This is a genomic window from Micromonospora aridisoli, from assembly GCF_056150025.1.
This window is the reverse complement of sequence record NZ_JAXCFK010000005.1, coordinates 230,652-244,967: the sequence shown is the minus strand read 5'-3', so window position 1 is coordinate 244,967 and position 14,316 is coordinate 230,652. Positions and strand designations below refer to the sequence as shown.

General features: G+C 72.7%; 15 protein-coding genes. 12 read left to right on the top strand and 3 right to left on the bottom strand.

The annotated features are described in order from the left end of the window. The first annotated feature begins 212 nt into the window (after window positions 1-212). The 9 genes from SM447_RS13195 (at window position 213) to SM447_RS13155 (ending at window position 8,098) form a co-directional block, all read left to right on the top strand. Window positions 213-1,031, top strand: coding sequence for a CoA transferase subunit A (locus SM447_RS13195; RefSeq protein WP_474573046.1), 819 nt, complete (start codon window positions 213-215; stop codon window positions 1,029-1,031). Then, window positions 1,028-1,798, top strand: a complete 771-nt coding sequence (locus SM447_RS13190; protein WP_474573045.1) for a CoA-transferase subunit beta — start codon at window positions 1,028-1,030, stop codon at window positions 1,796-1,798. Before SM447_RS13195 ends, SM447_RS13190 begins: the two co-directional genes overlap by 4 nt. A 79-nt stretch (window positions 1,799-1,877) precedes the next feature. Beyond that, window positions 1,878-2,618, top strand: a complete 741-nt coding sequence (gene pcaH, locus SM447_RS13185; RefSeq protein ID WP_474573044.1) for a protocatechuate 3,4-dioxygenase subunit beta — start codon at window positions 1,878-1,880, stop codon at window positions 2,616-2,618. Then, a complete protein-coding gene (gene pcaG, locus SM447_RS13180; protein ID WP_474573043.1) occupies window positions 2,611-3,180 on the top strand; it encodes a protocatechuate 3,4-dioxygenase subunit alpha in 570 nt (189 codons plus the stop codon). The genes pcaH and pcaG overlap by 8 nt, the downstream gene beginning before the upstream one ends. After that, complete coding sequence (gene pcaB, locus SM447_RS13175) at window positions 3,155-4,495, top strand: 3-carboxy-cis,cis-muconate cycloisomerase (protein ID WP_474573042.1); 1,341 nt, start codon at window positions 3,155-3,157, stop codon at window positions 4,493-4,495. The genes pcaG and pcaB overlap by 26 nt, the downstream gene beginning before the upstream one ends. After that, window positions 4,492-5,271, top strand: coding sequence for a 3-oxoadipate enol-lactonase (gene pcaD, locus SM447_RS13170; protein WP_474573041.1), 780 nt, complete (start codon window positions 4,492-4,494; stop codon window positions 5,269-5,271). The genes pcaB and pcaD overlap by 4 nt, the downstream gene beginning before the upstream one ends. After that, window positions 5,268-5,648, top strand: coding sequence for a 4-carboxymuconolactone decarboxylase (pcaC, locus tag SM447_RS13165; RefSeq protein WP_474573040.1), 381 nt, complete (start codon window positions 5,268-5,270; stop codon window positions 5,646-5,648). The genes pcaD and pcaC overlap by 4 nt, the downstream gene beginning before the upstream one ends. Next, a complete protein-coding gene (locus SM447_RS13160) occupies window positions 5,645-6,433 on the top strand; it encodes an IclR family transcriptional regulator domain-containing protein (protein WP_474573039.1) in 789 nt (262 codons plus the stop codon). The genes pcaC and SM447_RS13160 overlap by 4 nt, the downstream gene beginning before the upstream one ends. 90 nt (window positions 6,434-6,523) lie before the next feature. Further along, window positions 6,524-8,098 (top strand): Na+/H+ antiporter, encoded by a 1,575-nt coding sequence (locus SM447_RS13155; protein WP_474573038.1) that lies wholly within the window; start codon window positions 6,524-6,526, stop codon window positions 8,096-8,098. 3 nt (window positions 8,099-8,101) lie between these two features. Here SM447_RS13155 and SM447_RS13150 read toward each other — a convergent pair whose 3' ends face one another. Then, complete coding sequence (locus tag SM447_RS13150) at window positions 8,102-9,352, bottom strand: PucR family transcriptional regulator (RefSeq protein ID WP_474573037.1); 1,251 nt, start codon at window positions 9,350-9,352, stop codon at window positions 8,102-8,104. An 86-nt stretch (window positions 9,353-9,438) separates the two neighbouring features. On the opposite strand from SM447_RS13150, the gene SM447_RS13145 reads away from it, so the two are divergent. Beyond that, window positions 9,439-10,530 (top strand): ferredoxin reductase, encoded by a 1,092-nt coding sequence (locus SM447_RS13145; protein ID WP_474573036.1) that lies wholly within the window; start codon window positions 9,439-9,441, stop codon window positions 10,528-10,530. Window positions 10,531-10,546: 16 nt separating this feature from the next. Continuing rightward, entirely contained in the window at window positions 10,547-11,704 is a 1,158-nt protein-coding gene (locus tag SM447_RS13140; RefSeq protein WP_474573035.1) for a fatty acid desaturase family protein, read from the top strand. Window positions 11,705-11,798: 94 nt separating this feature from the next. Here SM447_RS13140 and SM447_RS13135 read toward each other — a convergent pair whose 3' ends face one another. Together SM447_RS13135 and SM447_RS13130 are read right to left on the bottom strand one after the other, a co-directional pair. After that, window positions 11,799-11,975 (bottom strand): hypothetical protein, encoded by a 177-nt coding sequence (locus SM447_RS13135; RefSeq protein ID WP_474573034.1) that lies wholly within the window; start codon window positions 11,973-11,975, stop codon window positions 11,799-11,801. 70 nt (window positions 11,976-12,045) lie between these two features. Continuing rightward, a complete protein-coding gene (locus tag SM447_RS13130; RefSeq protein ID WP_474573033.1) occupies window positions 12,046-12,780 on the bottom strand; it encodes a polyamine aminopropyltransferase in 735 nt (244 codons plus the stop codon). Between the two features lie 112 nt (window positions 12,781-12,892). Here SM447_RS13130 and eccB point away from each other — a divergent pair, with 112 nt between their 5' ends. Next, window positions 12,893-14,257, top strand: a complete 1,365-nt coding sequence (gene eccB, locus SM447_RS13125) for a type VII secretion protein EccB (RefSeq protein WP_474573032.1) — start codon at window positions 12,893-12,895, stop codon at window positions 14,255-14,257. Window positions 14,258-14,316: the final 59 nt, after the last annotated feature.

The window sequence follows — 14,316 nt, the reverse complement described above, 5'->3', positions numbered from 1 at the left end:
GAACAGGCGTTCTCATCTAGGACATTTGCACGGGACTCGGCTCGCGTCAACGGATCACCGCAACATTTCTCCGATGGGCGGGCCGTGCCCGATCCGGCCGGTCGGCACGCGTTGACGAACGCCGCCGATGCGGATTACGTTCGAGATAAGTACGTCGGTCCGCATGCCGAACAATGCTCGGCGGGTGTTCGACACAGGAGGCAGGGAGGCCCATGGCGAAGCTCGTCCCGCTGGCCGACGGCGTCGCGGAGCTGGTCCGCGACGGGGACACGGTGGCGCTGGAGGGGTTCACCCACCTGATCCCGTTCGCCGCCGGTCACGAGATCATCCGGCAGGGGCGGCGCGACCTGACCCTGGTGCGGATGACGCCCGATGTCATCTACGACCAGCTCATCGGTGCCGGCTGCGCCCGCCGCCTGGTCTTCTCCTGGGGCGGCAACCCCGGTGTGGGTTCGCTGCACCGGTTCCGCGACGCCGTGCAGAACTCCTGGCCCGCCCCGCTGGAGCTGGAGGAGCACAGCCACGCCGGAATGGCCAACCGCTACGTCGCCGGTGCCTCCGGTCTGCCCTTCGCCGTGCTGCGCGGCTACACCGGCACCGACCTGCCCCGGCACACCACCAACATCCGCAGCATCGACTGCCCGTTCACCGGGGAGACGCTGACGGCGGTCCCCGCGCTGCGCCCGGACGTGACCGTGGTGCACGCCCAGCGGGCCGACCGCGCCGGCAACGTGCAGATGTGGGGCATCACCGGCGTGCAGAAGGAGGCGGTGCTGGCCGCCCGACGATCCCTGATCACGGTTGAGGAGATCGTCGACGAACTCGAACCCGTGGCGGGCCAGGTCGTCCTGCCCGGCTGGGCGGTCACCGCCGTGGCGTGCGTACCCGGCGGCGCGCATCCGTCGTACGCGCAGGGCTACTCGGTGCGCGACAACGCCTTCTACGTGGGCTGGGACGAGATCAGCCGGGACCGGGACACGTTCCGGGACTGGATCGACCGGCACGTGCTGAACGCGGAGGTGCAGGCATGACCGACGCTCACTACACCGCCGACGAGATGATGACGGTGGCGGCCGCCCGGCAACTGCGCGACGGCACCGCCTGCTTCGTCGGCATCGGGCTGCCCAGCACCGCGGCGAACCTGGCCCGCGCCACCCACGCCCCCGGCCTGGTGCTGATCTACGAGTCCGGTTGCCTCGGTGCCAAGCCCGACCGGCTGCCGCTCTCCATCGGCGACGGCATCCTGGCCGACACCGCCGACGCGGTGGTCCCGGTGCCCGAGGTGTTCAACTACTGGCTGCAACCCGGGCGCATCGACGTCGGCTTCCTCGGCGCCGCGCAGCTCGACCGGTACGGCAACATCAACACCACCGTGATCGGTGGCGACTACACCGACCCGAAGGTGCGCCTGCCCGGTGCCGGTGGCGCACCCGAGATCGCCGCCTCCTGCGGCGAGGTGGTGGTGATCGTCCGGCAGAGCCTGCGTACCTTCACCGAACGCGTCGACTTCGTCACCTCGGTCGGGTACGGCGCGGGCCCGGGCGACCGGGAGCGGCTCGGGCTGCGGGGCGGTGGGCCGCGCACCGTCATCACGGACCTCGGCGTCCTCGAAGCCGACCCGGACACCTGCGAGCTCACCCTCACCCGGCTGCACCCGGGCGTCACCGTCGAACGGGTCCGGGCGGCCACCGGCTGGCCCCTCGCCGTCGCCGATGACGTGACCACCGGCGAGCCACCCACCGCCGACGAACTCGCCGTGCTGCGTGCCCTCGAAGCCACGATGCGGGCGGCGGCATGAGCCAGCGGCCGGTCAGCGCGACAATGAACCAGGTCCACGCCGAGCCGTCGGACTGGAAGTCTGAACGGAAGGAACGGCCATGAGCCAGGACACCGGCCGGAAACTGGTCCTGCCGACCTACCGGCGCGACGACGTCGACGCCCACCCACCACTGCTCAGCCCCGGCTACCGGTCCACCGTGCCGCGCGCTCCGCAGCAGCCGTTGACCTACCTACCGCAGCGGCTCACCGAGGTCACCGGCCCGCTGCTGGGCGAGGGCCGCCTCGGCGAGCTGGACCACGACCTGACCCGCCAGCACGACGGCGAACCCCTCGGGCAGCGGATCATCGTCCACGGCCGGGTCCTGGACGGCGACGGCCGGGCCGTGCCGCACACCCTCGTCGAGATCTGGCAGGCCAACGCCGCCGGCCGCTACCGGCACGCCGCCGACACCTGGCCGGCGCCACTGGATCCGAACTTCACCGGGGTCGGGCGCGCGTTGACCGACGCGCAGGGTCGCTACCGCTTCGTCACCGTGCAGCCCGGCGCCTACCCGTGGCGTAACCACGACAACGCCTGGCGGCCCGCGCACATCCACTTCTCGCTCTTCGGCCGCGCGTTCACCCAACGGCTGGTCACCCAGATGTACTTCCCGGGCGACCCGCTGTTCTTCCAGGACCCGATCTTCAACTCGGTCCGCGACGAGCGGGCCCGGCAGCGGATGGTGGCCCGCTACGACCACGCCGCCACCCGCCCCGAGTGGGCGCTGGCCTACGAGTTCGACATCGTGCTGCGTGGCCGGGAGGCCACCGTGTTCGAGGACGAGGACGACGATGAGTGAGCCGCTGGGCGTCACGCCCGCCCAGACCGTCGGGCCGTACCTGGCCATCGGCCTGCACTGGCCCGACGGACCGTACGTGGTCCCGGAGGGCACGCCCGGGGCGTTCTGGCTGCGTGGCCGGATCGTCGACGGCACCGGTGCCGCGGTGGTCGACGCGATGGTGGAGAGCTGGCAGGCCGACCCCGACGGCCGCTTCGACCACCCCGACGATCCGCGTGGCGCCCGGCCACCGACCGTCGACGGGTTCCGCGGCTTCGGCCGGGCCGAGACCGACGCCGAGGGCCGCTACGCGCTGCACACCGTCAGGCCGGGTCCGCTGCCCACCTTCGACGGCGACACCGAGGCGCCGCACCTGACCCTGTCGGTGTTCGCGCGAGGGCTGCTGCACCGCCTCGTCACCCGGGTCTACTTCGCGGGCGAGGCGGCCAACGCCGCCGACCCGGTGCTGCGTACCGTCGACCCCGAGCGTCGCGACACGCTGCTGGCCCGGCCGGCGGCGGACGGGTTCCAGTTCGACATCCGCCTGCAGGGAGAGCATGAGACCGTCTTCTTCGCCCTCTGAGGCACTGCTGCGCGGGCTGTCCGGGACTCCCGACGTCGACGCCGAGATCGGCGACGTGGCCCTGCTGCGGGCGCTGCTGGACGTGGAGTCCGCGTTGGCCCGCGCCGGTGCCGACCTGGACCTGCTGCCGGCCCCGGCCGCCGAGGAGATCGCCCGGCACTGCCGCGTCGAGCGGTACGACCCGGCGGCTCTGGGCGCCGCCGCCGACACCGCCGGCAACCCCGTCGTCCCGCTGGTGCGGGAACTGAGCGCGGCGGTCGCCGAACCGGCCCGGCCCTGGGTGCACCACGGTGCCACCAGCCAGGACGTACTCGACACCGCCCTGTCGCTGGTGACGGCCCGCGCCGCCGGACCTCTGCTGCGCCACCTCGCCGACGCCGCCGACGCCGCCGCCCGGCTGGCCCGGACCCACCGCGACACCCTGATGGTCGCCCGCACCCTCGGCCAGCAGGCCGCACCGACCACCTTCGGGCTCAAGGCGGCCGGCTGGCTGGTCGGCCTGGTCGAGGCGCGGACCCGGCTGGCCCACGTACGCGCCGGCCTGCCCGCGCAGCTCGGCGGGGCGGTCGGCACCCTCGCCGCGTACGGGCCGGCGGGACCGGCACTGGTCGAGCGGTTCGCCGCCCACCTCGGCCTGGCGGCGAGCCCGCTGCCCTGGCACACCCGCCGTCAGCCGGTGCTCGACCTGGCCGCGGCGCTCGGCGGGCTGCTCACCGCCACCGGCAAGATCGCCCTCGACGTGGGCCTGCTCGCGCAGACCGAGGTCGGCGAGGTGGCCGAGGGCGGCGCGGGGCGCGGCGGCTCGTCGGCGATGCCGCACAAACGCAACCCGGTGGACTCGGTGCTGGTCACCGCCGCGGCGAGGCGCGGCCCCGGGCTCGTCGGCACGCTGTTCGCCGCCGCCGCCCAGGAACACGAGCGGGCCGCCGGAGGCTGGCACGCCGAGTGGGAACCCCTGCTCGACCTGGTGCACCTCGCCGGCGGAGCCGCCGCCCGCACCGCCCGGATGCTGACCGGTCTGCGGGTCGACCCGCAGCGGATGCGGGCGAACCTCGACGCCACCGGCGGACTGCTGCTCGCCGAGGCGGTCGCGGCCCGGCTGGCGCCGGCCCTGGGCCGCGCCGCCGCCCACGACCTGGTCCGCCGCGCCGCCGCCCGGCCCGACTTCCGGGCGGCGCTGCTGGCCGACCCGGACCTGCACGCCCACCTGTCGGAACGCGACGTGGACACCGCACTCGATCCGGCGGGCTGGCTCGGCAGCGCCGGACACCTCGTCGACCGCGCCCTCGACCTGCACCGCGAGGCGCAGCCGTGACGGGGCTGCACGCCACCGTGGACGGCCCGCCGGACGCACCGGTGCTGCTGCTCGGCAGCTCCCTGGGCACCACCGGCGCGATGTGGCAGCCGCAGGCGACGGCGCTGGCCGAGCGGTACCGCGTGATCCGGTACGACCATCTCGGCCACGGCGCTTCGGCGGTACCGTCCGGGCCGTACACCATCGACCTGCTCGGCCGGAAGGTGCTCCGGCTGCTGGACGACCTGGGCGTCGCCCGCGTCCACTACGCCGGAATCTCCCTCGGGGGCATGGTCGGCATGTGGTTGGCCGCGCACGCCCCCGAGCGGATCGGCCGCCTCGCCCTGCTCTGCACCGCGGCGTCGCTCGGACCGGCCGACGGTTGGCAGGCCCGGGCCGCCACCGTGCGCGCCGGCCGGCTGGACAGCATCGCCGACGCGATCGTCGAACGCTGGTTCACCCCCGCCTTCGCCACGGCCCGTCCGGACACCGTCGCCGCCTACCGGGACATGCTGGTCACCACGCCCGCGATCGGGTACGCCGCCTGTTGCGAGGCCATCGCCGCGATGGACCTGCGCCCGGACCTGACCGCCGTGCGCGCCCCGACGCTGGTGGTCGCCGCCGCCGCCGATCCGGCCACCCCGCCGGAACAGGCCGCCGTCATCGCCGAGCGGATCCGCGCCGCCCGCCTGGTGGTGCTCGACGGCGCGGCGCACCTGGCCAACGTCGAGCAGCCCGAAGCCGTCACCCGGCTGCTCGCGGCCCACTTCGACCCGGAAGGCGCGGTGACCCGATGACCGACCAGCAGCGGTACGAGGCCGGAATGGCGGTACGCCGGCAGGTGCTCGGCGACGCGCACGTCGACCGGGCCGTCGCCGGCACCGACGAGTTCACCGCCGACTTCCAGGACCTGATCACCCGCTACGCGTGGGGAGAGATCTGGACCCGCGAGGGGCTGGACCGGCGTACCCGCAGCTGCGTCACCCTCGCCGTGCTGGCCACCCTGCACCACGACGAGGAACTGGCCATGCACGTGCGCGCCGCGCTGCGCAACGGACTGACCCCCGACGAGGTCGGCGAGGTGCTGCTCCAGGTGGCGGTCTACGCTGGCGTACCGGCGGCGAACCGGGCGTTCAAGGTGGCCCAGGAGACTCTGCGGCAGGAGGCCCAGTGACCGACGAGGCGACGGCGCGCTCCGGCGAGTTCGTCCAGTCGCTGGAACGCGGCCTCGCCGTCATCCGGGCCTTCGACGCCGAACACCCGCGGCTCACCCTGAGCGACGTGGCCCGCGCCACCGGACTGACCCGCGCCGCCGCGCGCCGCTTCCTGCTCACCCTGGTCGAGCTGGGCTACGTGCACACCGACGGACGGCTGTTCTCACTGCGTCCGCGCGTTCTCGACCTCGGCTACGCCTACCTGTCCAGCCTGGGCCTGCCCGAGGTGGCCCGACCGCACATGGAGGCGCTGGTCGCGCAGGTGCACGAATCCTGCTCGGTGTCGGTCCTCGACGGCGACGAGGTCGTCTACGTCGCCCGGGTGCCCACCAAACGGATCATGACCGTGGGCATCAGCGTGGGTACCCGCTTCCCCGCGTACGCGACCTCGATGGGCCGGGTGCTGCTCGCCGCGCAGCCGGCCGCCTGGCTGGACGACTACCTCGCCACGGCGCGGCTGCGGCCGTTGACCAGGCGCACCGTCACCGACCCGGCCAGGCTGCGGGCCATCCTGACGAAGATCTCCATTCAGGGGTACGCGCTCGTCGACCAGGAGCTGGAGGAGGGGCTGCGGTCGCTGGCCGCACCGATCCACGGCGACAACGGCGCGGTCGTGGCGGCCGTCAACGTCTCCGCCCACGCCAGCCGCGGCTCGTTCGAGATGATCCGCCGGGAACTGCTGCCGCCGCTGCTGGCCACTGCCAAGCGCATCGAGGAGGACCTGGGCGCCGGTCCCGCTCGCTGAGCCCGGCCGACGACCGGCGCTGCGGCGAATCGGCCGCGCGGCGCACCGTCGGCGTACCACCATGTGGAGGGCGACGAACCGGGGGGCGACGTGCGCGAGCTGCTGCTGGTCATCACCCTCGGCGTCGTCGTGCTGGTCGGCACCACCGTCGGCGGCCGGTACCGGGTTGCGCCGCCGGTGCTGCTCATCTGCCTGGGTGCGCTGCTCGCGTTGCTGCCGCCGTTCGAGCACGTGATCCTCGACCCCGAGGTGGTGCTGCTGCTGTTCCTGCCGGCGATCCTGTACCGCGAGAGCATCGCCATCAGCCTGCGGGAGATCCGGGCGAACATCATCGTCATCGCGTTGCTGGCGATCGGTCTGGTCGGTGTCACGATGGTCGCGGTGTCGCTGGTCGTGCAGCGCTTCGGCGTCGATCCGGCGGTGGCGTGGGTGCTCGGCGCGGTGCTCGCCCCGACCGACGCCGCGGCGGTGGCCGGGCTGGCCAAGCGGATGCCCCGACGCCTGCTCACCACCCTGCGCGCGGAGAGTCTGATCAACGACGGCACCGCCCTGGTGCTGTTCGCCATCGCCCTGGGCCTGCTCGGCGGGGGTGCCGCACCGAACGCCTTCGAACTGGTCGAGCGGATCGGCCTGTCGTTCCTCGGGGGCATCGGGGCGGGTCTGCTGGTCGGCACCGTGGTGATCCTGATCCGTAAGCGCCTCGACGATCCGCTGCGCGAGGGCGCGCTCAGCGTGCTCACCCCGTTCGCCGCGTTCTTCCTCGCCGACAGCATCCACGAGAGCGGTGTACTCGCGGTGGTGGTCGCCGGCCTGATGCTCTCCTACGCCAGCCCCCGGGTGATCCGGGCCCGGTCCCGCGTGCTGGCCCTGTCGTTCTGGGACCTGACCACCTTCCTCATCAACGGCGGGCTCTTCGTGCTGGTCGGCATGCAGATTCCTCGGGCGGTCGACCACGTCACCGGCACCTCCTGGGCGCGCGCCGCCGTGATCACGGTCGTGGTGGCAGTGGTGCTGGTCCTGGTGCGGATGCTCTGGCTGCACCTGATCGCCGCCGTGGCGTGGCTGGTGGACCGGGGCGAGTCGAGACTCGCCCGGCAGGTCAACTGGCGGGTGCGGACGGTCGCCGGCTGGGCCGGGTTCCGAGGGGCGGTCTCTCTCGCGGCGGCGCTGGCGGTGCCGTTGACCGCGAGCGACGGAAGCCGGGTGCCGGAACGGGAGCTGATCATCTTCTGCGTCGCCACGGTGATCCTGCTGACGATGCTCGTCCAGGGCACCACCCTGCCGTTCCTGCTGAGCTGGGCCGGCCTGCGCGGTGATCCGGAACGCGTCGCGGAGTCCCGGCGGGCGCAGGAGGCGGCTACCCGGGCCACACTCGACGCCCTGCCCGACATCGCCGACCGGATCAACGCCGACCCGGAAGCGGTGCGGCGGCTGCGCGCCGAGTACGAGAGCCACCTCGGCGCGGTGCGGGCCGAGCCGGAGGACGAGTCGGCGGCCGCCCGCGAGGTCGAGCGGCAGCTACGCCTGGCAGCCCTCGAACACAAGCGACGCGAGATCACCCGGATGCGCGACCGGCGGGAGATCGACGACATCGTGTTGCAGGAGCTGCAGGCGCGGCTGGACGTCGAGGAGATCCGGCTGCTGGGGCCGATGTCCTCCGAGTGATGGTCACGTCGACGCGCCGCCGCCGCCGACCGGGAGGGCGAGCGCGACCGTGAGGTCGAGCAGGCTACGCGGATCGGTGAGGCGTTCGCCGTAGAGCTGGCGCAGCTGACCCATCCGATAGCGCACGGTCTGCGGGTGCACGAACAGGTCGGCCGCGACGTCGTCGCGTCGCCCCTGGTGCAGCAACCAGGAACGCAACGTCTCGGTGAGTCGTTCGGCGGTGGCGGCCGGCAGCGTGGCGAGGGGTTGCAGGACCCGGGCCCGCAGGTCGGTGAGCGCCTCGAGGTCGGCGCTGAGCAACAGCTCGGCCAGGTGACGTTCGGTGTCCATGGGTTCGCCGTCGGTGGGCTGGGGGATACCGAGCGCGACGACCCGGACCACCCGCCGGTACGACGAGTCGACCCGTGTCCAGGGGCGGCAGGGCCCCAGCACCGCGCGGCGTCCGTGCAGCACCCGGGTGAGCTGCCGGCGCCGGTCACCGTGCATGTCCGGTACGAGCAGCACCGCGGTTTCCTCGCCGGGCTCGCCGGCCGGCAGCTCCTCGCTGCTCTCCAGGGTGTGCTCGCCCAGCAGGGCGAGCGCCCCACGCAGCTTCGCCTGCGGCAGCAACGCGACGGTGAGGGTCTGCGGCACCGGCCAGTCCGCCCGTTCGGCGCTGCGCAGCAGCACCTCCTCCGTCTCGCCGGCGAGCAGTTGCTGGGTGAGCCGTTCCAGGTTCCGTCGCCGCGCCCGACCCACACTGGCCAGCTCGTCGGCGTGCCCGGCGACGCTGGCGGCGGAGAGCTCGTCGATGTAGGCGAACATCAGCTCGGCGAACTCGGCGACCGTGGCGGCCGGCAGCCCGGTCGCCACGGTGGCGGCGGCCAGCTCCCGCCAGGAGACCCGGGCGCCCACCCGGTACGCGGCCAGCAGCGCGTCCACGCTGCGTCCTGACCGGGCCTCACCGCTGCCCAGGGCGTACGCGGCCTCCAGCGCCGGGACCAGCGGGGTGCTCGGGTCGCTGACCTGCGTACGATCCGGTGCCTGGGACTGTTCGAGCAGTTGCAGGAAGGTGCCCAGCGCGATCTGCACCGCGTTCTCTATCTTGTCCCGCATCTGCCCGGTCAGGGTGCCCGAGTAGCTGGGTACCTCCGCCGTGATCGCGGTGACGGTCTGCCCGGCGACCAACGGCAGTCGGTCGCGCAGTTCACGGGCCACCCGCTGGTCCAGCTCGATGCGGGCCGCCCGATTGGTCGTTCCCGACGGTTCCGCCACGGTTTGTTCTCCCCGCACAAAAGGGATGGATCGCTTTACCTTCGCCGGCCAAGATTTTATGCCCAGCGCGACGCGACCATCGTCCTATGACCGCCACCGTCCCGCGACCGGGCACGACGAGGTCCCTCCGGCGCCGCCTGTGGCGGTTGGCCGAGGCGGTGACCACGCCGGTACTGCCCGGCGACTATCTCGACCTGGTCGCTCCGCTGCGTGCGGGCGCGGATCTGCGCGGCCGAGTCGTCGCTGTCAGCCCGGAGACCCCGGACGCGGCGACCCTGCTCATCCAGCCCGGCCGCAGCTGGCGTGGACACCTCCCGGGCCAGTACGTCCGGCTCGGCGTCGACGTCGACGGGGTACGCCAGTGGCGCGCCTACTCGGTCACCTCGCCCCCCGGCGGGCGGACCGACCCGATCTCGGTTACGGTGAAGGCGATCCCCGACGGGGTGGTCAGCAACCACCTGGTCCGCCGGATCCGGCCGGGCACGATCGTGCAGCTCGACCAGGCGCGCGGCGACTTCGTGCTGCCCGAACGCGTACCGTCGCGGGTGCTGTTCCTGACCGCGGGCAGCGGCATCACCCCGGTGGCCGGGATGCTTCGCTCGGGGGCCCTGGCCGGCAGCGACGTGGTGCTGGTGCACTCGGCGCCCACCGCCGGGGACGTGGTCTTCGGCGCGGAGCTGCGCGCCTTGGCCGAGCGCGGCGCCATCCGCCTGGTGGAGCGGCACACCGAGGTCGAGGGCCTGCTGAACGTCGCCGAACTCGACACCCTGGTCCCTGACCACCTGGAGCGTCAGACGTGGGCGTGTGGTCCGCTCGGGCTGCTCGACGCGGCGGAGGAGCACTGGGCCGCCCGTGGCCAGGCCGCGCGGTTGCACACCGAGCGCTTCCGGCCCACCGTCATCACCGCCGGTGACGGCGGGACCGTCACCTTCACCCGCTCGTCGGTGACCGTCGAGGCGGCCGGCGCCACGCCGCTGCTGGACGCCGGTGAGAACGCCGGGGTGTTGATGCCGTCGGGCTGCCGGATGGGCATCTGCTTCGGCTGCGTGCTCCCGCTGCGTCAGGGCGCGGTCCGCGACCTGCGCAACGGCCAGCTCACCACCGCTCTGCCGGGCGACGGCGTACGCGTGCAGACCTGTGTGTCTGCCGCGGCCGGCCCCTGTGAACTCGAGATCTGATCGGAGACCGACCGACGTGACTGTCATCCAGAAGAAGGCCGACAACCCGATCGCCCACCTCACCGCCGAGGACATCGAGACTCTCGGCAAGGAACTCGACGCCATCCGGGAGCGAGTGATCAACTCCCGGGGCGAGCGGGACGCCGCGTACATCCGCAAGATGATCTCGACGCAGCGGAAGTTGGAGATCGGCAGCCGGGTGGTGCTGCTGTTCTCGCTGTTCCCGCCGGCCTGGATCGTCGGCACCGCCGGGCTCTCGGTCGCGAAGATCCTGGACAACATGGAGATCGGGCACAACGTCCTGCACGGCCAGTGGGACTGGATGCGGGACCCGAAGATCCACTCGACCACCTGGGACTGGGACCACGTCGCCCCGGCCGACCAGTGGAAGCAGTCGCACAACGAGCTGCACCACCGCTACACCAACGTGGTCGGCAAGGACAACGACCTCGGCTACGGCATCATGCGGGTCGACGAGGACCAGCCCTGGCACCCGGCTCACCTGGGCCAGCCGCTGTACAACTTCGTCAACGCCTGCTTCTTCGAGTACGGCATCGCCGCGTACGACCTGGACCTGGGCAACAAGCTGAAGAACGGGGGACACAAGGACCCCGAGTTCCGGACCCGGCTGCGCGCGGTCGGCCGGAAGATCCGCCGCCAGGTGCTCAAGGACTACCTGCTGTTCCCGCTGCTCTCCGGCCCGTCGTTCTTCCACACGATGGCCGCCAACTTCACCGCGAACCTGATCCGTAACTGGTGGAGCCACTCCGTGATCATGTGTGGGCACTTCCCGGAGGGGGTGGAGACCTTCGAGAAGACCTCGATCGAGGGGGAGACCCGGGGCGAGTGGTACCTGCGGCAGATGCTCGGCTCAGCCAACATCAGCGGCAGCCGGCTGATGCACATCATGACCGGCAACCTGTCGTACCAGATCGAGCACCACCTCTTCCCCGATCTGCCGAGCAACCGCTACCAGGAGATCGCCCCCGAGGTACGGGCGCTGTTCGACCGGTACGGGCTGAAGTACACCACCGGCTCGCTGCCCCGGCAGGTCCTCTCCGCCTGGCGGAAGGTCTTCCGGCTGGCCCTGCCGAACCGGCGCCGGCCGGCCGCTCCGGAGGCTCCGCTCGACAACTCCGACGACCGCCCCACCCCGGTCCTGGTCCCGGCCTGACCGCCTCGGGCTTTTGCGGGCAACTTCAGGATTGTTGGGGCAGAGAGCCCGGTAGGCAGCAACAACCCTGAAGTTGCTCCGCAGGCTGGCGGTGTCAGCGACGGTTGGGGTAGTTCTGGGCGGACTGGCGGCCTTTGATGAAGGCCAGTGCGATCACCGCGACCAGCGCGATGATGCCGATGATGAGCAGCCACCGAACCGCTTCGAGGAGCAGCCCGAGCAGGACCAGTACCCCCGCGACCACGCCGACGACCCAGAGCAGGGCGCGCATCTCCACCTCCCGACAGGGCCGTCCGGTCGGTCCGGGCGGCCTGTCGAACTGCTACCCGTTTCCACCCGGATCATGCCGTGTGCGCAGGTGCGTGGGTCTGCCCGAGGTACACCGTGTTGGCCGACTCGCCGCCGGTCAGCGGGTTGGCGAAACGCACCACGTGACTGTGGTGGATCGGGAACACGGCGGCGAGAGCGGCCTCGAACTCCGGGTCCGGCGGATCGTCCGACCAGAGGGCGAAGACCCCGCCCGGATGCAGCAGCCGGGCCAGCCGGCGCAGCCCGTCCGGCCGGTAGAACCCGGCGTGGCTCGGATGCAGCGGATGCCGGGGGGAGTGGTCGACATCGAGCAGCACCGCGTGGAAGCGGCGCTGCGCGTCGTCGGGGTCGAGGCCGTCCGGGCCGGCCACCCGGGCGAAGAAGTCCGCCCGTACCAACCGGGTACGCGGGTCGGTGGTCAGGCCGGCGGCGAAGGGCAGCAGGCCGCGCCGGTGCCAGTCGATGACGTCCTCGACGGCCTCCACCACCAGCAGGGCGGCGACCCGCTCGTCGGCCAGGGCGGTGCGAGCGGTGTAGCCGAGACCCAGGCCACCGACGACCACGTCGAGGCGGTCGCCGGCCAGCGGTGCCAGCCCCAACCGGGCCAACTCGACCTCACCGTCGGTGAACAGGCTCGACATCAGGAACTCGTCGTCGAGCTTCACCTCGTACACGTCCAGGTCGAGTCGGGGGTCGCGGCGCCGACGCAGGCTGATCTCACCGATCGGCGTGGCCCGCCAGGCAAGTTCCTCGAAGCGTACGTTCACCGCGGGGATGCTACCGGCCGGTGAGGTGCCGCTCGTGGCGTGACGCACGGTCCTCGGGAGATCGACGCAGCGCATATCCTGTGCCCCGACCCGTCTCGCCGGAGGGGAACGGATGCCGTCGCGGCAGGACCAACTGCACTCGTACCAGTTCACCATTCAGCGGACGGTGGCCGCGCTGGTGATGCGGGAGACCGATCCGGCGCAGTCGCCGTTCCGCCGGCTCGCCGGCGCCGGGATGGCCGGCGTGCTGGTGGCCGTGATCGGGCTGGGCGGCGCCGCGCTGTACGGCCTCTTCACCGGCGGCGGCGCGGCCTGGCGCGACACCGGCGTGGTCATCGTCGAGAAGGAGTCCGGCGCCCGGTTCGTCTACCGGGAGGAACGACTGCACCCGGTGCTCAACTACGCCTCCGCGCTGCTCATCGTCGGCGGGCAGCGGCCGAGGACCGTGCTGGTGTCCCGCCGGACGATCGACGGCGTGCCGAGGGGCCTGCCGTTGGGTATCCCCGACGCTCCCGACTCGTTGCCTCCGGCGACCCGGCTGGCCACCGCACCCTGGACGGTCTGCTCGGTGACCCCGACCGGGGACCGGTCGATTCCGTGGTCGGTGCTGCTGGTCGGCGCCGGCGGCGCCGGCGGTCGGCCGCTGGGCCGGGACGGGCTGCTGCTGCGTGACCCCGCCGGACGGCTGCACCTGCTCTGGCAGCAGCGGCGGCATCTGGTCAGCGACCCCGACCGGGTGCTGGCCGCGCTGGCGACCACCCGGTCCCGGGCCGTCCCGGTGGCCGCGGGCCTGCTCAACACGGTGCCGGCCGGCCACGACCTGACCCCGCTGGATCCACCTGGAATGGGTCGACCGTCCGCCCGGGTCTCCGGGGCCCGGATCGGTGACGTACTGCTGGTGCGCAACTCCAGTGGTGGACGGCAGTACGCGGTGGTGCTGCGGGACGGGCTCGCCGGCATCACCGAGCTGCAGGCCGGTCTGCTGCTCGCGCGTACCGGCCAGCGGGAGCCGGAGCAGATCAGCCTCGGGCGGTTCGCCGCCCTGCCCCAGCTGCCGGACCTCGTACCCACCGGGCCCGACGCACCGCCGGGTACACCGCCCCGGCTGGCGGCGGCTCCCTCGACGGTCTGCGCTCGGGTCGGCGACGACGTCGGCCCGGTCGAGCTGCGGCTGAATGTGGAACTACCCGCCCCGGCTCCGGCCCGGCAGGACCCGGCCGGGCGGGTGACCGCCGACCAGGTGCTGGTCGAGCCGGGGTGGGGCGCGGTCGTCGAATCGGTCGCCGCGCCGGACGCCACCGGTGGAACGATCTCCGTGGTGACCGACCTCGGCCGCCGGCACGCGCTCGCCGACCCCGACGTGACCGGCATGCTCGGCTACGGCGACGTACCACCGGTCCGGCTGCCCGCGGGCGTGGTCAGCCTCGTCCCGGCCGGCGTGCCACTCGACCCGGCAACCGCCCGGCAGCCCGCCTGATCGGCTCGAACGCCCCCGCGAAAGTGGTAGGAAATTTCTTGGCGTGGACTGTCGAATCC

What these genes read in the sequence shown, in the direction of transcription:
- pcaC (WP_474573040.1), top strand. Translation starts at nt 5,268, where the DNA reads ATGACCGACCAGCAGCGGTACGAGGCCGGAATGGCGGTACGCCGGCAG.
- pcaG (WP_474573043.1), top strand. Translation starts at nt 2,611, where the DNA reads ATGAGTGAGCCGCTGGGCGTCACGCCCGCCCAGACCGTCGGGCCGTAC.
- eccB (WP_474573032.1), top strand. Translation starts at nt 12,893, where the DNA reads ATGCCGTCGCGGCAGGACCAACTGCACTCGTACCAGTTCACCATTCAG.
- SM447_RS13195 (WP_474573046.1), top strand. Translation starts at nt 213, where the DNA reads ATGGCGAAGCTCGTCCCGCTGGCCGACGGCGTCGCGGAGCTGGTCCGC.
- pcaB (WP_474573042.1), top strand. Translation starts at nt 3,155, where the DNA reads ATGAGACCGTCTTCTTCGCCCTCTGAGGCACTGCTGCGCGGGCTGTCC.
- SM447_RS13190 (WP_474573045.1), top strand. Translation starts at nt 1,028, where the DNA reads ATGACCGACGCTCACTACACCGCCGACGAGATGATGACGGTGGCGGCC.
- SM447_RS13145 (WP_474573036.1), top strand. Translation starts at nt 9,439, where the DNA reads ATGACCGCCACCGTCCCGCGACCGGGCACGACGAGGTCCCTCCGGCGC.
- pcaH (WP_474573044.1), top strand. Translation starts at nt 1,878, where the DNA reads ATGAGCCAGGACACCGGCCGGAAACTGGTCCTGCCGACCTACCGGCGC.
- SM447_RS13135 (WP_474573034.1), bottom strand. Translation starts at nt 11,975, where the DNA reads ATGCGCGCCCTGCTCTGGGTCGTCGGCGTGGTCGCGGGGGTACTGGTC.